This is a genomic window from Microbacterium sp. 5K110 (assembly GCF_005774735.1).
In the GTDB taxonomy this organism is placed as follows: domain Bacteria; phylum Actinomycetota; class Actinomycetes; order Actinomycetales; family Microbacteriaceae; genus Microbacterium.
This window is the reverse complement of the sequence record NZ_VBUM01000071.1, coordinates 1-19,353: the sequence shown is the minus strand read 5'-3', so window position 1 is coordinate 19,353 and position 19,353 is coordinate 1. Positions and strand designations below refer to the sequence as shown.

At 70.5% G+C, this 19,353-nt stretch carries 18 protein-coding genes; 11 read left to right on the top strand and 7 right to left on the bottom strand.

The genetic code is table 11. From position 1 onward, the window contains the following. Positions 1-159 precede the first annotated feature (159 nt). Both FE256_RS13955 and FE256_RS13950 read right to left on the bottom strand, forming a co-directional pair. Complete coding sequence (locus FE256_RS13955) at positions 160-999, bottom strand: endonuclease domain-containing protein (RefSeq protein WP_138176677.1); 840 nt, start codon at positions 997-999, stop codon at positions 160-162. A 261-nt stretch (positions 1,000-1,260) separates the two neighbouring features. Beyond that, positions 1,261-3,375: a S9 family peptidase gene (locus FE256_RS13950; protein WP_138176674.1), complete on the bottom strand. Its 2,115-nt coding sequence runs from the start codon at positions 3,373-3,375 to the stop codon at positions 1,261-1,263. A gap of 182 nt (positions 3,376-3,557) precedes the next feature. Between FE256_RS13950 and FE256_RS13945 the strand changes: the two genes are divergently transcribed. The 4 genes from FE256_RS13945 (at position 3,558) to FE256_RS13930 (ending at position 7,630) form a co-directional block, all read left to right on the top strand. Further along, the gene (locus tag FE256_RS13945) at positions 3,558-4,778 is read left to right on the top strand and encodes an inorganic phosphate transporter (RefSeq protein ID WP_138176671.1); all 1,221 of its coding nucleotides are present in this window, start codon (positions 3,558-3,560) and stop codon (positions 4,776-4,778) included. Continuing rightward, a complete protein-coding gene (locus FE256_RS13940; protein ID WP_138176668.1) occupies positions 4,775-5,104 on the top strand; it encodes a peptidase in 330 nt (109 codons plus the stop codon). The genes FE256_RS13945 and FE256_RS13940 overlap by 4 nt, the downstream gene beginning before the upstream one ends. Positions 5,105-5,141: 37 nt before the next feature. Continuing rightward, the gene (locus FE256_RS13935; protein ID WP_138176665.1) at positions 5,142-6,041 is read left to right on the top strand and encodes a phosphodiesterase; all 900 of its coding nucleotides are present in this window, start codon (positions 5,142-5,144) and stop codon (positions 6,039-6,041) included. A 125-nt stretch (positions 6,042-6,166) separates the two neighbouring features. After that, positions 6,167-7,630, top strand: coding sequence for an aspartate ammonia-lyase (locus FE256_RS13930; protein ID WP_138176662.1), 1,464 nt, complete (start codon positions 6,167-6,169; stop codon positions 7,628-7,630). Between the two features lie 102 nt (positions 7,631-7,732). Here FE256_RS13930 and FE256_RS13925 read toward each other — a convergent pair whose 3' ends face one another. After that, positions 7,733-8,599, bottom strand: a complete 867-nt coding sequence (locus tag FE256_RS13925) for a fumarylacetoacetate hydrolase family protein (RefSeq protein WP_138176659.1) — start codon at positions 8,597-8,599, stop codon at positions 7,733-7,735. 102 nt (positions 8,600-8,701) lie between these two features. On the opposite strand from FE256_RS13925, the gene FE256_RS13920 reads away from it, so the two are divergent. The 3 genes from FE256_RS13920 (at position 8,702) to FE256_RS13910 (ending at position 11,107) form a co-directional block, all read left to right on the top strand. Continuing rightward, positions 8,702-9,871, top strand: coding sequence for a PrsW family intramembrane metalloprotease (locus tag FE256_RS13920; protein WP_138176656.1), 1,170 nt, complete (start codon positions 8,702-8,704; stop codon positions 9,869-9,871). Between the two features lie 162 nt (positions 9,872-10,033). Then, positions 10,034-10,399, top strand: coding sequence for an FKBP-type peptidyl-prolyl cis-trans isomerase (locus FE256_RS13915; protein ID WP_138176654.1), 366 nt, complete (start codon positions 10,034-10,036; stop codon positions 10,397-10,399). A 147-nt stretch (positions 10,400-10,546) separates the two neighbouring features. Further along, positions 10,547-11,107 (top strand): YceI family protein, encoded by a 561-nt coding sequence (locus tag FE256_RS13910; protein ID WP_138176651.1) that lies wholly within the window; start codon positions 10,547-10,549, stop codon positions 11,105-11,107. Positions 11,108-11,170: 63 nt separating this feature from the next. Here FE256_RS13910 and FE256_RS13905 read toward each other — a convergent pair whose 3' ends face one another. The 3 genes from FE256_RS13905 to FE256_RS13895 all read right to left on the bottom strand — a co-directional run bounded on the left by FE256_RS13905 (position 11,171) and on the right by FE256_RS13895 (position 13,703). Beyond that, positions 11,171-12,088: a DMT family transporter gene (locus tag FE256_RS13905; RefSeq protein ID WP_138176648.1), complete on the bottom strand. Its 918-nt coding sequence runs from the start codon at positions 12,086-12,088 to the stop codon at positions 11,171-11,173. A gap of 95 nt (positions 12,089-12,183) precedes the next feature. Next, a complete protein-coding gene (locus FE256_RS13900; protein WP_138176645.1) occupies positions 12,184-13,485 on the bottom strand; it encodes an MFS transporter in 1,302 nt (433 codons plus the stop codon). Continuing rightward, positions 13,482-13,703: a DUF167 domain-containing protein gene (locus tag FE256_RS13895; RefSeq protein WP_138176641.1), complete on the bottom strand. Its 222-nt coding sequence runs from the start codon at positions 13,701-13,703 to the stop codon at positions 13,482-13,484. The genes FE256_RS13900 and FE256_RS13895 overlap by 4 nt, the downstream gene beginning before the upstream one ends. Before the next feature lie 165 nt (positions 13,704-13,868). Between FE256_RS13895 and rpsO the strand changes: the two genes are divergently transcribed. Then, entirely contained in the window at positions 13,869-14,138 is a 270-nt protein-coding gene (gene rpsO, locus FE256_RS13890) for a 30S ribosomal protein S15 (protein WP_013583433.1), read from the top strand. 209 nt (positions 14,139-14,347) lie between these two features. Here the strand turns inward: rpsO and FE256_RS13885 are convergent, their stop codons facing one another. Continuing rightward, entirely contained in the window at positions 14,348-15,364 is a 1,017-nt protein-coding gene (locus FE256_RS13885; RefSeq protein ID WP_138176638.1) for an isopenicillin N synthase family dioxygenase, read from the bottom strand. Positions 15,365-15,710: 346 nt separating this feature from the next. Between FE256_RS13885 and efeU the strand changes: the two genes are divergently transcribed. Genes efeU through efeB form a run of 3 tightly spaced genes read left to right on the top strand, consistent with a single transcriptional unit; the run spans position 15,711 to position 19,241 of the window. Next, positions 15,711-16,700 (top strand): iron uptake transporter permease EfeU, encoded by a 990-nt coding sequence (efeU, locus tag FE256_RS13880; RefSeq protein ID WP_138176635.1) that lies wholly within the window; start codon positions 15,711-15,713, stop codon positions 16,698-16,700. Next, positions 16,697-17,926, top strand: a complete 1,230-nt coding sequence (gene efeO / locus FE256_RS13875) for an iron uptake system protein EfeO (RefSeq protein WP_138176632.1) — start codon at positions 16,697-16,699, stop codon at positions 17,924-17,926. Before efeU ends, efeO begins: the two co-directional genes overlap by 4 nt. A gap of 1 nt (position 17,927) precedes the next feature. Further along, entirely contained in the window at positions 17,928-19,241 is a 1,314-nt protein-coding gene (gene efeB / locus FE256_RS13870) for an iron uptake transporter deferrochelatase/peroxidase subunit (RefSeq protein ID WP_138176629.1), read from the top strand. Positions 19,242-19,353: the final 112 nt, after the last annotated feature.

Genomic DNA, 19,353 nt, shown 5'->3' with positions numbered 1-19,353 from the left:
GGGGCAGGCTGTGCGCCGAGAACAGGCTGCGCGCCGGGACAGGGCGATGACGCCGGGATCGGCCTGTGTCGGGTGCATGGCCTGTATCGGGTACGGGGCCGCACGTGAAGCGGACCGCGCACGACCCGGCCTCGCGCCGCCGGGCACGACGTCGGCTCCTCAGCGCGGGAGGTGGCGGCCCTGGGCCATCGCGGTGCGGATGGTGTCTACGACAAACGCGGGGTCGAGCAGCACCTGCGTGTAGTCGAACCGCAGCACGGTGTAGCCGCGCAGGATCAACCGCGCGTCCTGCCGGAGATCGCGCCGCCGATCGGCCGCGGCGCGGTGGAACGCGAAGCCGTCGAGCTGCACGACGAGGCACTCGCCGATGAGCGCGTCGACGGGGTGGCCGTCGATCCAGACCTGCTGGCGGATCCGCACCCCGATCCCGGCCAGCAAGTCCCGGAAGTGCGTCTCGAGCCCGGAGTCCGACAGGTGCCCGGCCACCGCGGCGAGCTCGTTCGCCCGCGTCGAGGCCCATCGCACCGACGCCAGGGTGCCGGCATCCACCGCGCCCGTCCGCAGCGCCGACTCCCACACCGCCAGCGCGTCGGCGCGGGGCAGGCACCGTGCGACGTGGAACAGCACGTTGATCACCGGTTCATCGGGATCCGTGCGGGGCACCGGCACCGGGGGAGTAGCCCGATGCAGGTGCAGCCCTGTGCGGTCGAGGCGCGACGCCGTGGACGGCACCCACACGTGGGCCCGATCAGAGTCGGGCGTCCACAGCCCGCGATCTCGGGCCGCGCTCACGCACGTGAGGCGCCCACTGACGGATGCCGCGGAACGCCGCCCCGCCGGACATTCCGGTGTGAGTATCCACGAGCGTCGGACGCGGTCGACCTCGCCCGCGTCGACGGCCGCGGCGATCGTGCGCGCCCCGTGCCCAGCGGCACGGGCGACAGAGGTGTGGGCGACGCCGCCGCGTCGCGACAGCCACTCGAGCAGCTCGGGAGTCATCGCACCAGCGTTGCTCGTCGGGCTGCAGCTCTCCCGCCGGATCGGCCCGAATGTGGAGAAGTCGGACACCTCTGCGCCTGTGGAGGACAGGTCGCCGGGGTGCCGGCATCCGCCTGGTCGTCACGAGAACAGGGGATGCCACGAGAACAGGCCCATTCTGCGCGAATGGGCCTGTTCTCGGCGCTCAGCCTGTTCCGGTAACCGCGCGACCCCCAGCCCCGCAGGCCCGCACCCGGACCCGCGCAGCCGCACCGACCCCGCTTACTCCGCGAGTCCGAGCACGTCGAGGAGCCACGCGAGCTCGAACGCGCGCTCGCGCCAGGCGTTGTAGCGGCCGCTGACGCCGCCGTGACCGGCGACCATCTCGCACTTCAGCAGTGCGTCGGCGCCGACCTCGCGCAAGCGCTGCACCCACTTCGCCGGCTCGACGTACAGCACGCGCGTGTCGTTGAGCGACGTCACGGCGAGGATGCGGGGGTAGGCGACGCCCTCGCGCACGTTCTCGTACGGCGAGTACGACTTCATGTACGCGTACACGTCGGCGTCGTGCAGCGGGTCGCCCCACTCGTCCCACTCGATGACCGTGAGGGGGAGCGAAGGGTCGAGGATCGTCGTGAGGGCGTCCACGAACGGGACGTCGGCGAGGATCCCGGCGAACAGTTCGGGGGCGAGGTTGGCCACGGCGCCCATGAGCAGGCCTCCGGCGCTGCCACCCTCGGCGACGAGCCGCTCGGGCGTGGTGTATCCGGATGCCACGAGGTGACGGGCCACCGCGACGAAGTCGGTGAAGGTGTTGCGCTTGGACTGCAGCTTGCCGTCCTCGTACCACTGCCGGCCCATCTCGCCGCCGCCGCGCACGTGCGCCACGGCGAAGATGACGCCGCGGTCCAGCAACGACAGGCGCGGCACCGAGAAGCCGGGCTCGATGGAGTGCTCGTACGAGCCGTAGCCGTACAGGTGCACGGGCCGTGCCGACGCCCCCGGTTCGCCGAACGAGCGCTTCCACACGAGCGAGATCGGCACGCGGGTGCCGTCGTCGGCGGTCGCCCACGCGCGGGCCTGGCCGTAGTCGTCGGGGTCGAATCCGCCGAGCACCGGCTGGCGCTTGCGCAGCAGCAGCTCGCCCGTGTCGACGACGTAGTCGTAGACGGTGCCCGGGGTCACGAAGGATCCGTAGCCGACGCGCAGCACGGGCGGTGCCCACTCGGGGTTGCCGCCGGTCCCGACGCTGTACAGCGGCTCGTCGAAGGCGATCTCGGTCACGGCGCCGTCGGCGTACGACAGCATGCCCAGACGCGGGAGGCCGTCGCGTCGGTAGGCCACGACTCCCCAGTCGCGGAAGGTGTCGACGCCGAGGAGCCGCTCGCCGGAGCGGTGCGGGATCACCGTCTCGCGGGGTCCTTCGGGGTCGGATGCCGAGACCCGGACGAGCTCGAAGTCGAGAGCGCCGTCGTTGTGGAGGATGTACAGCACGTCCTCGCCGTCGACCACCGCGTGATCGAGGGAGTACTCCACGCCCTCGCGGCGCGGCCACACGACGCGTGGGTCGCCGCGCAGATCGTCGGCGTCGACCAGGCGCTCCTCGGAGGTGATCGAGGAGCCCACGCCGATCACGAGATACCGATCGCTGCGCGTGAAGTCGGCGCCGACCCAATAGCGCTCGTCGGGCTCGTGGAACAGCTTCTCGTCGGCATCCACGGGCGTGCCGATCTCGTGCAGCCACACGGTGTCGGGGCGCCACGCGTCGTCGACGGTGGTGTACACGATGAAGCGTCCGTCGGGCGAGAACGTCGCGCCCGAGAACGTGCCGGGGATCTCGTCCGCGAGCGTCTCGCCGGTCACGAGGTCGCGGACGCGTACGGTGTAGCGCTCGTCGCCGGCGACGTCGATGCCGTAGAGCATGCGCGTGCCGTCGTTCGAGACCTCGAAGCTGCCGAGTGAGAAGAAGTCGGTGCCCTCGGCCTCGACGTTGCCGTCGAAGAGCACCTGCTCGCCGGGCACCGGCTGGTCGGGGGAGAGGACGGGAGGGGTCCAATCGTCGGGCGAGGCCAGCGGCGCCCGGCACTGGATGCCGTACTGCGCGCCCGCCACCGTGCGGCCGTAGTACCACCACTGACCGCGCCGCGCGGGAACCGAGAGATCGGTCTCGAGCGTGCGGCCCTTGATCTCGCCGAAGATCTCGTCGCGGAGGGATGCCAGGTGCGCGGTGCGCGCGTCGGTATAGGCGTTCTCGGCCTCGAGGTGGGCGACGACGTCGGCGTCGTCCTTCGCGCGGAACCACTCGTACGGGTCGTCGAAGGTGTCGCCGTGGTGCGTGCGCGCCGCGGGGCGGCGGGCGGCGACGGGAGGGACGGGGCGGTCGTCGGTGTCGGTCACCTCTCCACGCTAGTCCGGTCCCGCCGTGCGCCGCCTGCACGGCGGTCCTCCGTTTGACCGAAAGGAACGCCGGTGAAATGATGTCGTCGGCCCGGTGAACGTGGGCCGAACGTCAGGTGAACTCTTCGTTCTCCGCGCCGATCCCGTCGGCATCCCTCCTTCCCCCTCACGGAAAGCGATCGGTGGAGAGCGCAGCCCTCGTCATCGTGCTGGTCATCGGCCTGGCACTGTTCTTCGATTTCACCAACGGCTTCCACGACACCGCGAATGCGATGGCGACGCCCATCGCGACGGGCGCCCTGAAGCCCAAGGTCGCGGTGCTCCTGGCGGCCTCGCTCAACCTCGTCGGAGCGTTCCTGTCGACCGAGGTCGCCAAGACGATCTCGGGCGGCATGATCCGCGAAGACCAGTTGAGCCCCGACATCTTCCCGCCGATCATCTTCGCCGGCCTGATCGGCGCGATCACGTGGAACATGCTCACGTGGCTGCTGGGGCTTCCCTCCAGCTCGTCGCACGCGCTCTTCGGCGGTCTCATCGGCGCCACCCTCGTCGGCGTCGGCGCCTCGGCCATCGACACCGGGGTCGTGCTGAGCAAGGTGATCCTCCCCGCTCTGATCGCCCCGCTGACCGCCGGCGTCATCGCCTTCGCGGTGACGAAGATCGCGTACGGCATCACGCGGCGGTACGACATGAAGGCCGACGGCCGCGACGGCTTCCGCTGGGGGCAGATCTTCACGTCGTCCCTCGTCGCCCTCGCCCACGGCACGAACGACGCACAGAAGACCATGGGCGTCATCACGCTCGCCCTCATCACGGTCGGATGGCAGTCGACCTCTGATCCAGACCCGCAGCTGTGGGTCATCTTCGCGTGCGCGATCACGATCGCCCTCGGCACGTACATGGGCGGCTGGCGCATCATCCGCACGCTCGGCAAGGGCCTCACCGACGTCAAGCCCGCGCAGGGCTTCTCGGCCGAGACCTCCACGGCCGCGACGATCCTGGCATCCAGCGCCCTGGGCTTCGCCCTCTCGACCACGCAAGTGGCCTCGGGCTCGGTCATCGGGTCGGGGCTCGGCCGTCGCGGGTCGACCGTGCGCTGGAACACTGTCGGCCGCATCATGATCGGCTGGGTCCTGACGCTCCCCGCCGCCGGCGCCGTGGGGGCTGCGGCGGCCCTCGTCGTGGTGTGGCTCGGCGGGTGGGGTGTCGCGGTGGATGCCGTCATCGCCGTGGCGATCATCCTGGGCCTGTTCCTGCGGTCGCGGCAAGACGCCGTCACCTCCGCGAACGCGATGAGCGAGGTCGCCGATTCCGGCGCGGCGGTGAAGGTTCCGCGCAAGCCCGGTCCGACTCGCCGCCAGCGCCGCCTCGAGCGCACCGCCGCGGGGAAGGACCGCTCATGACCATCGACTGGGAGGCATTCCTCCATGTGTTCCTCGCGGCCCTCCTCGGCGCCGCGATCGTCGTGACCTTCTATGCCCTGGGTCTGCGCCTACTCGTGCGCGGCGGACGACCGCCGCTCGTCGCGCCGGCGGAGTTCACGGATGCCATCACCGTGATCTCCGACAAGCAGAAGCGCCGCGCCGCGAAGGCCGTCGCCAAGGCGGCCGCGCGCAACCCGCTCAGCGCGGGGCAGAAGAGGCTCGCGCTCGTCGGGGCGTACGTGTGCTTCGCCGTGTGCGCGGCGGCGGTGCTCGGCGCGCTCCTGCTGATCCTGCTCCGCCACTGACGTCCTCCGTGTCGGCACCCCCTCTTAGGCTGGGGGCATGGCATCGGTGCAGTTCGGTCAGCACGCGCCCGCACGGCGCGTGATCCTCCACCTCAGCGACACTCATCTGCTCGCGGGCGATCGACTGCTCGGCGGCCGGTACGACGCCGCCGCGCATTTGCGCCGCACGCTCGAGGCGGCCGAGGCGACGGGGGTGCGCCCGGATGCCGTGGTGTTCACCGGCGATCTGACCGACCTCGGTGAGCCCGAGGCGTACCGCGCGCTCCGTGCCGCCGTCGAGCCGTGGGCGGACCGCCTGGGCGCGCCGGTGGTGTGGGTCGCGGGCAACCACGACGAGCGGCCGGCGCTGCGCGCCGAGCTTCTCGACGACGAGCCGACCGAGGAGCCGGTGACCGGGGTGTGGGACCTCGGCGGACTGCGGCTGATCGCCCTGGACTCCACGGTGCCCGGCTGGCACCACGGCGACCTCGATGCCCGTCAGCTCGAGTGGCTGCGCGCCGAGCTGGCCGAACCGGCGCCGCTGGGCACGATCCTCGCGCTGCACCACCCGCCGCTTCCCACGCACATCCCGTTCTTCGACATCCTCGAGCTGCGCGATCAGCCCGGTCTGGCGGCCGCGATCGCGGGCAGCGACGTCCGGGCGATCCTGGCCGGGCACCTGCATTACTCCACCTCGGGAACGTTCGCCGGGGTCCCGGTGAGCGTCGCCGCCGCCTCGTGCTACACGATGGATCTCGCGCGCCCCGCCGACGAGGTCAACGGCATGGATGCCGGCCGCTCGTTCCACCTCGTGCACGTCTGGGACGACACGATCACGCACGCCGTGGTGCCGGTGGTCGACGCCGAGCCGGCGGGGTATTTCACGCCCGAGTGGGTCGCGCGCATGGCCGCGCTGTCGCCTGAGGAGCGTCTCGAGGCCTTCTCGCGCAAGCGGTGAGCCGCTGTACGCGGGGGAGTGCGTGAGTCCCGCGACCTGCCGTGGTGGCCAACGACGACTCCGGACGCGGTCGTTAGGCTCGTGGCATCCCTGACCGCCGTGACGACCCACGAGGACTTCCCCCCATGGCTTTGGACGCAATGACGCGCACCCGCACCGAGACCGATTCGCTCGGTTCTCTCGAGATTCCCGCCGATGCCTATTGGGGCATCCACACCGCGCGGGCGCTGGAGAACTTCCCGATCGCCAAGCGACCGATCTCGGTCTACCCCGATCTCGTGCGGGCCCTCGCGATGGTCAAGCAGGCCTCCGCGCGCGCGAACCGGCAGATCGGCGTGCTCGACCCGGCCAAGGCCGAGCTGATCGACCGTGCTGCCCAGCGGGTGATCGACGGGGAGTTCCACGAGGAGTTCACCGTCGGCGTGATCCAGGGCGGCGCCGGCACGTCGACCAACATGAACGCGAACGAGGTCATCACCAACATCGCCCTCGAGATGGCGGGCCGGGAGAAGGGCGACTACGCGTTCCTCTCGCCGATCGACGACACCAACCGCAGCCAGTCGACGAACGACGTCTACCCGACCGCCGTCAAGATCGGCCTGTCCCTCACGCTGCAGAGCCTGCTCGAGGAGCTCGGACTGCTGCGCCAGTCGTTCCTGGCCAAGGCCGAGGAGTTCCACGACGTCCTGAAGGTGGGGCGCACTCAGCTGCAGGATGCCGTGCCCATGACGCTCGGCCAGGAGTTCCACGGCTTCGCGACGACGCTCGGCGAGGACTACAACCGCCTCACCGAGAACGCCTACCTCATGTTCGAGATCAACATGGGGGCCACCGCCATCGGCACCGGGATCACCGCGCATCCCGAGTACGGCCCGTCGGTGCTGCGGCACCTCCGTGAGATCACCGGTCTCGACCTCGAGACGGCGACCGACCTGGTCGAGTCGACGAGCGACACGGGCGCGTTCATGTCGTTCTCGTCGTCGCTCAAGCGCAACGCGATCAAACTGTCGAAGATCTGCAACGACCTCCGGCTGCTCTCCAGTGGTCCGCAGGCCGGCCTCGGCGAGATCAATCTGCCGGCACGCCAAGCGGGCTCGAGCATCATGCCCGGCAAGGTCAACCCGGTGATCCCCGAAGTGGTGAATCAGGTCGCGTTCTCGGTCGTCGGCGCCGACATGAGCGTCACGATGGCCGTCGAGGGCGGCCAGCTGCAGCTCAACGCGTTCGAGCCCGTGATCGCGCACTCGATCTTCCAGTCGATCACCTGGATGCGTCAGGCGATGTGGACGCTGCGGGTCAACTGCGTCGACGGCATCACGGCCAACCGTGAGCGCCTGGGCGCGATGGTCGGTTCGTCGGTGGGGGTCGTCACGGCCCTGACGCCGTTCATCGGGTACGCCGCCGCCGCGGCTCTGGCCAAGACCGCTCTGCTGACCCACCGCAACGTCGCCGATCTCGTCGTCGAGGCCGGGCTCATGTCCCGCGACGAGGTCATGAAGCAGATCTCGCCCGCGCGGCTGTCGGGTCTGCAGGCCATCACCGAGGCGATCCCGGTGATCCGCGCGGCGGACAGCGTCGTCGAGGAGTAAGCCTCGATCCGCGAGACTGCACCGGCCTGACGAAACCCCCGCGGCCTGCGGGGGAATTGTCAGTCGGGTGCAGTCTCGGCGCTCGGGCGGGCCCGCGGCGCGTCAGTCCAGGATGCGGCAGTGGGTCGTCAGCTCGCCGATGCCGTCGATGCCGACGGTCACCGTGGAGCGGTCGCGCAGGAAGATCTGCGGGTCGCGCGAGTATCCGGCGCCGCCGGGGCTCCCGGTGGAGATGAGGGTTCCGGGCAGCAGCGTCGCGGATTCGGACAGCTTGTGCACGAGCGTCGCCACCGACCGCACCATCTGTCCTGTCGTGGCATCCTGCACCGTGTGCCCGTCGACGACCGTCCAGATGTGCAGATCCTGCGGGTCGGGGATCTCGTCGGCGGTGACGACGAAAGGCCCCGTCGGGGTGAAGCCGTCGAACGACTTGCAGCGCGACCACTGCGCTTCCGAGAACTGGATGTTGCGCGCGGTGATGTCGTTGACCACCGTGTAGCCCCACACGTGGTCGAGGGCGTCGGACTCGGCGATGTCTCGACCCGGGCGTCCGATGATGACGCCGAGCTCGGCCTCGTAGTCGACCGCTTCGCTGAGGGAGCGGGGCCACGAGGTGGTCTCGTGGTGGGCGGTGAGCGAGTTCGGCCACAGCACGAACACCGTGGGACCGGCATCCGTCTTCAAGCCCAGCTCGCCCGAGTGCGCCGCGTAGTTCAGCCCGACCGCGAGGATCGTGGGGGGAGCGAGCACCGCCGAGGCGAACCGGACGCCCTCGAGAGGATGCCGCGGCGCGGTGTCCGCGGCCCCGCGCACGCGGTCCAGGAGCGCCTCGCCGCCGGCGATGAGCTGCTCGAGGGTCGCGGGAGCACCCGGGAAGAGCTCGTCGACGAACGCATACTCCTCGCCGTGGACGCTGACGAGGCGAGGGGCATCCGCCGCCTCCGGGGATCGGACGTGGGCGAAACGCATGCCCCCACGCTACCGGGCCGCACGACGCGAGGTGCCCGGCACCGATGCGGTGTGCAGCGCTTGCGACGCGGCCCCTCGCGAGAGCGCCCCTAGGCTGTGCGCATGAGCTACCCGTCGCCCCTGTGGCAGCCGGGCCCGGGCAAGCCCGCGCCGATCACCGATGCCCCCCGTTCGAGTGCGCCGGTAGCCGCTGCGGTCCCCGCGCGCGCCCGCCGCAGCGGAGTGATCCTGTGGGTCGCCGCCGCGTTGCTCGTCCCGGTGCTGGCTCTCCTCGTGCTGTACTTCGTGCGCTTCCTCGGAGCGGCGGCGTCGCTCGTCGGCGTCCTGCTGGCCGTCGTGCCGTTCGTGATCGTGTGGTTCGCGGTGCGTCTGATCGATCGATGGGAGCCGGAGCCCCGCCGGCTGCTCGTCTTCGCCGTCGCGTGGGGAGCGATCGCGTCGGTGGCCATCGCCCTCGGGGTCGACGCGGTGCTCGCGCTCCTCGTCGGCGGCCTCGGCGACACCTTCGGGTCCGTGGTCCAGGCGCCGATCGTCGAGGAGGTCGCCAAGGGGCTCGGCCTGCTGCTGCTCTACGCGGGTGCCCGTCGCTCGTTCGATGGCCCCGTGGACGGAATCGTCTACGGCGCGCTCATCGGCGCGGGCTTCGCGTTCACCGAGAACGTGCAGTACTTCGCGGTGAGCTTCATCGAGGGTGGGGCGGTGCAGGTGGGCGGTGTGTTCTTCCTGCGGGCGGTGCTCTCGCCGTTCGCGCATGTGATGTTCACGAGCCTCACCGGCTTCGCGTTGGGCCTCGCCGCCCGTCGCGCGCTGCGGACGGGTCCGGCCTTGCGCTACGCCGTGCCGGGCCTCGTCGGAGCGATCGTGCTGCACGCACTGTGGAACGGCTCGGCGGCGTTCTTCAACTTCTTCGAGCTGTACGCCACCCTTCAGGTGCCGCTGTTCGTGCTGTTCATCCTCGGCATCCTGGCCCTCCGCCGGGAGGAGGCGCGGCTCACGCGCGCACGGCTGGGGGAGTACGCCGCGGCCGGCTGGTTCACCGCGCAGGAGGTCGACATGCTCGCCACGGGTCCCGGTCGCCGCTCGGCGGTGGCGTGGGCGCGGTCGCTGCCCGGCGACCGCTCGGCCCAGATGCGGACGTTCATCCGGGATGCCACGGCGCTCGCCGCCGCACGCCAGCGCGCGCTGTCGGGGCGCGATGCGACCGCGGCGACGCAGGAGCGCGCGCTGTTGCAGCAGACGACCGCGGCCCGCGCAGCACTCCTGGCGCCCTGAGTCGGGAACGCCCGGAGGGGTCTTGACAGCGTCGCGGTGGCGGAGCACCATCGATATACACCAACTCAGCGCTCGGGAGACACGCAGGCATCGCCGCGGCACCGGGCGCTGAGTCTTTGTCCGGGGCCGTCATGGGCGCCGTGGTCGTGCTTGGATGGAGTCATGACTGATCGCACCAAGCCGGAGTTCGACGCTCCCAGCGGCCCCGCCCCCTCCGACCTCGTCATCCGCGACATCATCGTCGGCGACGGCGACGAGGCCAAGCCCGGCGACACCGTCACCGTCCACTACGCCGGTGTCGAGTACGAGTCGGGCGAGGAGTTCGACTCGTCGTGGGGACGCGGCGAGAGCATCCAGTTCCCCCTGCGCGGCCTGATCCAGGGCTGGCAGGACGGCATCCCGGGCATGAAGGTCGGCGGACGCCGCGAGCTCGTGATCCCGCCGCACCTGGCGTACGGCCCCGCCGGCGGGCACTTCCTCGGCGGCAAGACCCTCATCTTCATCATCGACCTGATCAAGGTCGGCTGACCGGCGTTTCACCGGTTGTTCACGAACCCGAGGGGGCCGCGGCCTCTTCGGGTTCGTCATTTTCCGCGAACGTGGAATACATTCGGATGAATGAGAGTTGGGCATCGGCAGGACGCCGAACCGGCTCCCCAGACCTCAAGGAGTGACATGACCGACACGACCACGCTCGAGATCCCCGGCTACAAGGCGGGCACCTGGGTGCTCGACCCCTCGCACAGCGAGGTGACCTTCACCGTTCGCCACATGATGATCTCCAAGGTCCGCGGCACCTTCGGCATGAAGAGCGCCACCCTCGTCGCCCCGGAGAACCCGCTCGAGGCCACCGTCGAGGCGTCCGTGGACGTCACCTCGGTCGACACCAAGGACGAGGGCCGCGACCAGCACCTCCGCTCCGCCGAGTTCTTCGACATCGAGACGTACCCGACGATGGACTTCCGCTCGACCGGAACGCGCGTCGAGAACGGCGACTTCCTCGTCGACGGCGAGCTCACCATCCGTGGCGTCAGCAAGCCCGCGACCTTCGCGATCGACTTCGGCGGCTTCGGCACCGACCCGTGGGGCAACTACAAGGCCGGCGCGACCGCCAAGACGGTCATCAACCGCGAGGAGTACGGCCTCACCTGGAACGCCGCGCTCGAGACCGGCGGTGTGCTCGTCGGCAAGGACGTCACCATCGAGCTCGACCTGCAGTTCGCGCTCCAGGCCTGATCGCCTGACTTTTCGAGACCCCGGATGCCACGGCATCCGGGGTCTTCGTCGTCGACGGGCCGCTCAGGGGCGGACGGTGCGGCGCAGTCGAATCCGTTCCTGCACCAAAAGGATGCCGAGGAACACGATCACCGCACCGGCGGGCTCGTTCCACGTGAGGCGTTCACCGAGCACGAGGATGCCGAGCGCGACGCCGACGACGGGCGTGATGTATGTCACCGTCGAGGCGCGGGTCGGGCCCCACGCGCGCAACGTGTTCTGGTTCCACACGTAGGCCAGTCCCGTGCCGAGGACGCCGAGCGCGACGATGCTCGCGACGATCGGGACGGTCAGCTGCATCGGCTCCGCGAGGATCACGGGCGACAGCAGGAGCATGAGCACCGCGGCGGGACCGATGTAGCCGAAGGCGAAAGCGATGCCCGACAGGCCCGTGTCGCCGAGGAAGCGTCGCATGTAGGCGAGGCTGAAGCCGTAGCAGGCGGTCGCCCCGAGGAGGGCGACCTGGGCGATCGTGCTGCCGCCGATGTCGGCGATCGCGCCGGGGGCGATGATCACCACGACCCCGACGATGCCGATCGCGATCCCGATGAGCTGCCCCGGACGCAGGCGCTCCACCTGGAATACCGCCCACGCCATGATCGCGGTCATGATCGGCGTTGTGGCGTTGAAGATGCTCGCCAGACCCGACGAGACGTGCTGCTCCGCCCACGCGAAGAGGAGGAACGGCACGACGCAGAACGTCACGCTCAGCACGCTCAGGTGGGCCCATACCCGCACGGTGCGGGGGAGGCGCTCGCGGCGGATCGCGACGACCGCGGCCAGGGCCAGGGCGCCGAAGAGCAGTCGCCCGCCGGCGACCTGCGCGGGGGTCATGCCCATCAGGGCGACGGCGATGAAGAGGAAGCTCGATCCCCACACGATGCCCGTGAGGACGAACTGGACCGTGATCGATACGGGGGAGGGGGAAGGACCGGATGCCACGTCCCGACCCTAGGCCCGGTGTCGTCGCCGCGCGGACCCGGGCGGGTGAGACGTCCGGAATCCGCCGGCGGTTGGCCGGGCGCTCGCGACGAGGCTCACGGCACGGGGTGGAGTGCGTCGTACTCCCGGAAGCGCGGAGTCAGACGCACGAGCAGCCCCACGAGGGCGAGGATCAGGATGCCGCCCAGCAGTGGCGGCACCCAGAGCATGGTGAGCGTCGCGAGGGTGCCCGCGTACAGGGCGCCGATGCGCGGCCCGCCGGCGACCACGACGATGAAGATGCCCTGCAGGCGCCCGCGCACGGCATCCGGGACGGCGGCCTGCATCATCGTCGAGCGGTAGATCGCGCTGACGTTGTCGGCGGCGCCCGAGACGGCCAGCGTGATCGCCGCGAGGACGATCAGCGCGACGGCGCCGGTGCCTTCGCCGGTGTCCGCGGGGCGCATCCAGCCCAGGGTCGCCGCGAGCAGCACGAGGCCGAACGCCCCGATCGAGAGCCCGTACACCTGGATCGCCCGTTCGATGCCGAGGCCCTGCCGACGTACGCGTCCGACGGGTCCCGAGAACAGGCTCGACAGGAACGCGCCCGCCGCGACCGCCGCGGTCAGCACGCCGGTCGTGATCGCCCCACCGCCCAGCAGGACGGCCCCGATCGCGGGGAAGAGGGCGACCGGCTGGCCGAAGGTCATCGCGGTGATGTCCAGCAGGTACTGCAGGCGGATGTTCGGCGCATTGCGGAGGAACCGCGCACCGTCGCGCAAGGACTGCCATCCCGGGCGCACGATCTCGCCCTCGGGCCGCAGCCGCGGCAGCGACCACAACCCCAGGAACAGCGACGTCATGAGCAGGACGTCGAGCGAATAGGTCCACGCGTACCCGGCCACGGCCACCAGCACGCCCGCAAGGGCCGGACCAGCCATGACCATGATCCCGACGGTGACGCCCTGCAGAGCCGCCGCGGCCGGAAGCAGCTCGCGCGGCAGCAGTCGCGGGGTGATCGCCGACTTCGTGGCCAGCACGATCGAGTTCGCGGCGGAGTTCACCACGCTCAGGACGAACAGCCAGCCGACGGTCTCCAGGCCTGTCCAGGCGAGCGCGGCGAGCAGCGCCGTGGAGACGAAGGTCACCGTCGCCGCGACGAGGGCGACCGTGCGACGGTCGAACGCGTCGGCGAGCATCCCGCCGTAGAGCCCCGCCGCGATCATGGGGAGGAGCCCTGCGACGGCGATCATCGACACGGCGAACGTGCTCTGCGTGAGCTCGAAGACGTGCAGCATCACCGCGACGATCGTCAGCTGCCCGCCCATGCCCGACAGGGTCGAGCCGATCCACAGCCGGGCGAACGCCGGCGACGTCGTGAGGGGCCGCAGGTCGATGAGGGCCCCGCGGTGGCTCACGCGTCGACCTCGACGCGCTTCACGCGGGACGTGTGGCCGCGCAGGATCTCGACGTCGCGCGGCGGGACGCCGAAGTGCTCCGCGAGGGCGCGCACCACTCCGGTGTTCGCGGCACCGTCGACGGCCCGCTCGCGCACGTGCACCACGAGGCCGTCGGGTCCGTCTTCGACGAGGGGCCCGCGCCGGCTCCCGGGCTTGACGCGGACGGTGAACTGCACGCGTCGAGGCTACGGCACTCCGCGAGCGAGGGGCGCGTGCGGCGGTGGGCGTCGGCATCCGGATGCTGGTAGACTCATGCGGTTGCCGTTGGATCGGCCGCGGATAAAGAGAGCCCACGCATCAGGCGTCGGGCGCCGCGCAACAAGAGGAAGGGGATCCCATCTATGGCACTCGAAGCAGACGTCAAGAAGGCGATCATCGAAGAGTACGCGACGCACCCCGGTGACACCGGATCCCCCGAGGTGCAGGTCGCGATGATGACGCAGCGCATCAAGGACCTCACCGAGCACCTCAAGATCCACAAGCACGACCACCACTCGCGCCGTGGACTCTTCCTGCTCGTCGGTCAGCGCCGTCGCCTGCTGGGTTACCTGCAGGATGTCGACATCAACCGTTACCGCTCGCTCATCGAGCGTCTCGGTCTGCGTCGCTAATCGCGCCAGCGTTCTATCGCGCAAAACATTCTTGGAAGGCCGCCCCACGGTGTGGGGCGGCCTTCGTCATTCCCCGGCGAGGTGCTGCGGCTGCGGTCGGGTGTGGCGGCGCGGGGTGTGGCATCGACCGATAAACGCCTCCTGCACTGAGACACGCTCTCGGCGAGCGTTTCCCGGTGCAGGAGGCGTTTATGGGGAAGGGGCGAGGTTCAGGATGCCGCGCGGGCGGCGAGCAGGTCGGGGTGCCAGCGCTCCGCCACGTCGGGGTGGGCGCGCAGGCGCGACTTCAGTGCGTTCTCGCCGTAGGTGGCGTGGATCGGGTTCGTCGGGTCCTGGGAGACGCCGCGGGCGTCGGCCGCCAGCTCGGTGGGCAGGTCGATGATCGGGAGGACCGCGTCGAGCGCCGGGTTGAAGAAGAACGGGACCGAGATCCGCTCGTCGGGGTACCGCGGCGAGATCACGCGGTGGTTCGTCGCCGTGAGGTAGCCCTGCGTCGCGTACTCCAGCAGTTCGCCGATGTTGACGACGAAAGCCCCCGGGACCGGGGGAGCGTCCACCCACTCGCCGTCGCGCTGGACCTGCAGGCCGCCCTTGCCGGGCTCCACCCACAGCAGCGTGAGGACGCCCGAGTCCTTGTGCGCTCCGACCCCCTGCTGGGGAGTGGGGTCGTCCTTCCCGGGGTACCGCACGATCTTGATGAGGGTCTGCGGGTCGCCGAAGTGGCGATCGAAGTACTCCTCCTCGGCGCCGAGCGAGAGCGCCCAGGCGCGTAGCAGTGTGCGGGAGATCTCGGTCAGGCGGTCGTGCCACTCGGTCACGACCTCGCGAAGCTCCGGCTGGGCGGGCGGCCAGAGGTTGGGGCCGACGAGGCGGTTGTAGCCCGGGCCATCGGGATCGGTGATCGCGTCGCGCTCGGGTCCGATGTCGATCTGCTCGCGCCAATCGACGCGCCCCTGGGTCAGTTCGCCGCCCACGCGGGTGTAGCCGCGGAAGTGGGGACTGGTGACGTTCTCGATCGCGAGCTTCTCGGCCTCGGGCAGGGCGAAGAAGTCCTTCGCCGCCTGCAGTAGGCGGGCCTCGAGCTCGGGGCTGATCCCCGTTCCGGTGAGGTAGAAGAAGCCCACGTCGCGTGTCGCGGTGCGCAGATCGTCGCGGAAGCGGGCGGCTGCCTCGGGCCCCTGGTCGAGGAGCGAGAGGTCGAGGATCGGGAGGTTCAGCTCGGACATGCGACGAGGCTAGATCGCCGCGCGCACGTCGCGGCGATTGTTGCCGACGGTTACCGGGGCGGGCCCGCCGTCGGTGCGGTGCCCGCGGGTGGGACGGTCGACGCGCGCGGTCGGGGGCGGATTTTCCCGATCGGGGCGCAAAACTCCCGCCCCGAGCGGAATGTGACGCCCCCCACCCGGGGTCACCCGACGAACGGATATCCCCCGACCGGCGGGGGTGGCCCGCCGATCGGTGGGGTGCGAGGGAGTGCGCTCATTGCGTAATGTGGCTGAGTCAGGTGAGGCTGCCCTTACCTACCCGCAGCGTGGCGGCTCCCACCCGAATCCCGAAAGTCGGTCACCGCCCGTGCTCGCCACCTTCCTCATCGGCCTCCGTGAGGGCCTCGAAGCGGCCCTGGTCGTGGGCATCCTCGTCGCCTACCTATCGCGGCTCGGGCGTCGCGACGCCCTGCCGCGGCTCTGGATCGGCGTGGGGCTCGCTATCGCGCTCGCGGTCGGCATCGGAGCGGTGTTCACTTTCGGCGCCTACATGCTCACCTTCGAGGCGCAAGAGCTCATCGGTGGATCTCTGTCGCTGCTGGCTGTGGCGATGGTGACCTGGATGATCTTCTGGATGCAGCGGGCCGGCCGCACCCTCAAGTCCGGCCTCGAGGGCGGCGTCGACCGCGCGCTCCGCGGCGGCGTGTGGGCGATCGTCGCGATCGGTTTCGTCTCGGTCGCGCGCGAGGGTGTCGAGACGACGCTCTTACTGTGGTCGATGGTGCAGTCTTTCGGCGACGCGCCGCTGGCTCTGCTGGGTGCCGTCCTCGGCCTCGCGGCCGCCGCCGTGCTCGGCTGGCTGATCGCCCGCGGGATGCTCCGACTGAACCTCGGCCGCTTCTTCACCTGGACCGGTGCGTTCCTCATCGTGGTCGCCGCGGGCGTCCTGGCGTACGCCGTCCACGACCTGCAGGAGGCGGGGGCGCTCCCGGGCCCGTTCGGGGCGGCGGCGCCGATCGACACCGCCACGGGCATCGTGGCCGTCGGCTGGGCGGCCTTCCCCTTCGGCTGGGCCTTCGACCTCTCGGGCGTCATCGCCCCCGGCGGTGCGCTGGCGGCGCTGCTGCAGGCCACGGTCGGCTTCATGCCGCAGATGACGTGGCTGCAGGTCGTCGCCTGGGTGCTGTACGTGGCCGTCGTCGTCCCGCTCTTCGTCCGCGGCGTCCGGGCGAACCGCCGCCCGACCGCCCCGCGCACCCCCACGGACGATGTCGCGCCCACGCCGATGTCGCCGTCCTCGATTCCGGATGCCGCTCCCGCCGCGGCATCCGTTCCCCACCCGAACGGAGCATCATGAACTCGACTCGCCTCCTTGCGGCCACGGCTGCGGTCGGCGCGGCCGTCCTCGTCCTCTCGGGCTGCGTCGCCAAGACGGACGCGGCCGGCAGCGGCGCCCTCACCGTCACCTCGACGGCGGACGGCTGCGACGTCTCGGCGGCGACCGCGTCCAGCGGCACGCTCGCCTTCGACGTGGCGAACAAGGGCGATCAGGTGACGGAGTTCTACCTGCTCGCCTCGGACGGTCTGCGCATCGTCGGTGAGGTCGAGAACGTCGCCCCCGGGGCGTCGCGCACGCTCACGGTCACCGCGCAGCCGGGGGATTACTTCACGCTGTGCAAGCCCGGCATGGTGGGCGACGGCGTGGGTCGTGCCGCGTTCGCGGTGACGGGCGACGCCGTCGAGATCACCGGAGAGGATGCCGAGCAGAAGCAACAGGCCATCGACCTGTACGCCGCCTTCGTCAAGGATCAGGTCGGCCAGCTCCTGCCCGCTGTCCAGACCTTCGCCGCCGCGTACGAGTCCGGAGACGACGCCGCGGCGCGCGAGCAGTTCCCGCGGGTGCGCGCGTACTACGAGCGCATCGAGCCGATCGCCGAGGCGCTGGGCGACCTCGATCCGCGTATCGACTACCGCGAAGTGGATGCGGTCGCCGAGGGCCTGACCTGGACCGGCTTCCACCGCATCGAGAAGGACCTGTGGGTCCCGGCGCAGGACGCCCTCAACGCCGACGGCGAGACCCCGGCCTGGAAGGACTGGGCGCCGTCCACTCCCGCCGGGCGTGCGTCCTACGGCGACACCCTGATCGCCGACACGCAGCAGCTGTACGACTACGTGCACTCCGACGAGTTCCAGCAGACCCTGAACGCGCAGGGCGTCGCGGGAATCTCCAACGGCGCCATCGCGCTGCTCGACGAGGTCGCGACCGGCAAGATCAGCGGCGAAGAGGACTGGTGGTCGGGGACCGACCTCTACGACTTCGCGGCCAACGTCGAGGGTTCCAAGATGGCGTTCTCGCTCGTGCGCGATTTCGCCGAGTCCAAGGGTGACAAGGGTGCCTCGCTCGTGGCGCGGATCGACACCGGCTACGCCGACCTCGAGTCGGCTCTCGCGGCGCACGGTTCCTCCGAGGCGGGCTTCGTGGCCTACGCTCAGCTCACCGAGGACGACAAGCGCCAGTTCACCGACCTCATCAACGCCCTCGCCGAGCCGCTGTCGCAGCTCACCGTCACCGTCTTGGAGTGAGATGAGCGACGACGAGAACACCCCGGAGGCGACGAACCCGGTCGACGACTCGGCGACGCCCGTCGGCGGGGTGTCGCGCCGCGACCTGATCGGTCTCGCTTTCGGCGCGAGCGCCACGAGTCTCATCGTCGGCGCGGGCGCGGGGGTCGTCGGGGGTGCCGCCTACGGCCAGGAGCAGGCGCGACAGGCGATGGATGCCGTGGCACCGGCATCCGGCATCCATCAACCGGGCATCACGACCTCGGTGCAGGACCACTTGCACTTCGCCGCGTTCGACATGATGGCCCGCACCACGCGGGACGACGTCGCGTCGCTGCTGCAGGACTGGACGTATGCCGCGACCCGCATGATGCAGGGGCTCGACGTCAGTGCGACCGGTGCGGTCGGAGGATCGCCCGAGGCACCGCCGGACGACACCGGCGAGGCTCTGGGGCTTCCCGCGAGCAACCTCACGATCACGTTCGGATTCGGTCCGTCGCTTTTCGACGACCGCTTCGGCCTGGCCGATCAGCGTCCGCCGGGGCTCGAGCGTCTGCCGGCCTTCCTCGGCGACGATCTCGACCCGGATCGCTCGGACGGCGACCTCTGCATCCAGGCGTGCGCCGACGACCCGCAGGTGGCCGTGCACGCGATCCGCAACCTCAGCCGCATCGCGTTCGGCCGGGCCCGGATCCGCTGGTCGCAACTGGGCTTCGGCCGCACCTCGAAGACGACGAGTGATCAGGCCACGCCGCGCAACCTCTTCGGGTTCAAGGACGGCACGGCCAACATCCTCGCCGACGACACCGCTGCGCTGGAGGAGAACGTCTGGGTCCCGGCATCCGAGGGGCCGGCGTGGCTGGCCGGCGGGTCGTACCTCGTCGCGCGGCGCATCGCGATGCTCATCGAGACCTGGGATCGCACGCGTCTCGCCGAGCAGGACCGCGTCGTCGGCAGGGACAAGGCGCAGGGGGCGCCGCTGTCGGGCGGTGACGAGTTCTCCGCTCCCGACTTCTCGGCGACGGATGCGGCGGGTACGCCCCGTATCGATGCGCGCAGCCACGTGCGGCTCGCGCATCCCGATATGAACGGCGGCATCCGGATCCTCCGTCGCGGGTACAACTTCGTCGATGGGAACACCGACCTCGGCCGGTTGAACGCGGGGCTGTTCTTCCTGTCGTTCCAGCGCAGCCCCGACCGGTACATCGCGCTGCAGCGCGCGCTGTCCACCGACGCGATGGGGGAGTACCTCAAGCACGTCGGCTCGGGGCTCTGGGCGGTGCCGCCGGCTCCGTCCGCCGGGCAGTCGGTCGGGGCGGGGCTGTTGGGCGCCTGACTCTGCTTCCCGCTGACGATAAACGCCGTGCCGAGTGAGACACTCCGTGTCGTGGCGTGTCCCACTCGGCACGCCGTTCATCGGCGCGTCGACGGCGGGGTGGGGGATGCCG

What these genes read in the sequence shown, in the direction of transcription:
- FE256_RS13925 (WP_138176659.1), bottom strand. Translation starts at nt 8,599, where the DNA reads ATGCGTTTCGCCCACGTCCGATCCCCGGAGGCGGCGGATGCCCCTCGC.
- FE256_RS13915 (WP_138176654.1), top strand. Translation starts at nt 10,034, where the DNA reads ATGACTGATCGCACCAAGCCGGAGTTCGACGCTCCCAGCGGCCCCGCC.
- FE256_RS13955 (WP_138176677.1), bottom strand. Translation starts at nt 999, where the DNA reads ATGACTCCCGAGCTGCTCGAGTGGCTGTCGCGACGCGGCGGCGTCGCC.
- FE256_RS13910 (WP_138176651.1), top strand. Translation starts at nt 10,547, where the DNA reads ATGACCGACACGACCACGCTCGAGATCCCCGGCTACAAGGCGGGCACC.
- efeB (WP_138176629.1), top strand. Translation starts at nt 17,928, where the DNA reads ATGAGCGACGACGAGAACACCCCGGAGGCGACGAACCCGGTCGACGAC.
- rpsO (WP_013583433.1), top strand. Translation starts at nt 13,869, where the DNA reads ATGGCACTCGAAGCAGACGTCAAGAAGGCGATCATCGAAGAGTACGCG.
- FE256_RS13885 (WP_138176638.1), bottom strand. Translation starts at nt 15,364, where the DNA reads ATGTCCGAGCTGAACCTCCCGATCCTCGACCTCTCGCTCCTCGACCAG.
- FE256_RS13940 (WP_138176668.1), top strand. Translation starts at nt 4,775, where the DNA reads ATGACCATCGACTGGGAGGCATTCCTCCATGTGTTCCTCGCGGCCCTC.
- FE256_RS13930 (WP_138176662.1), top strand. Translation starts at nt 6,167, where the DNA reads ATGGCTTTGGACGCAATGACGCGCACCCGCACCGAGACCGATTCGCTC.
- FE256_RS13935 (WP_138176665.1), top strand. Translation starts at nt 5,142, where the DNA reads ATGGCATCGGTGCAGTTCGGTCAGCACGCGCCCGCACGGCGCGTGATC.
- efeO (WP_138176632.1), top strand. Translation starts at nt 16,697, where the DNA reads ATGAACTCGACTCGCCTCCTTGCGGCCACGGCTGCGGTCGGCGCGGCC.
- FE256_RS13920 (WP_138176656.1), top strand. Translation starts at nt 8,702, where the DNA reads ATGAGCTACCCGTCGCCCCTGTGGCAGCCGGGCCCGGGCAAGCCCGCG.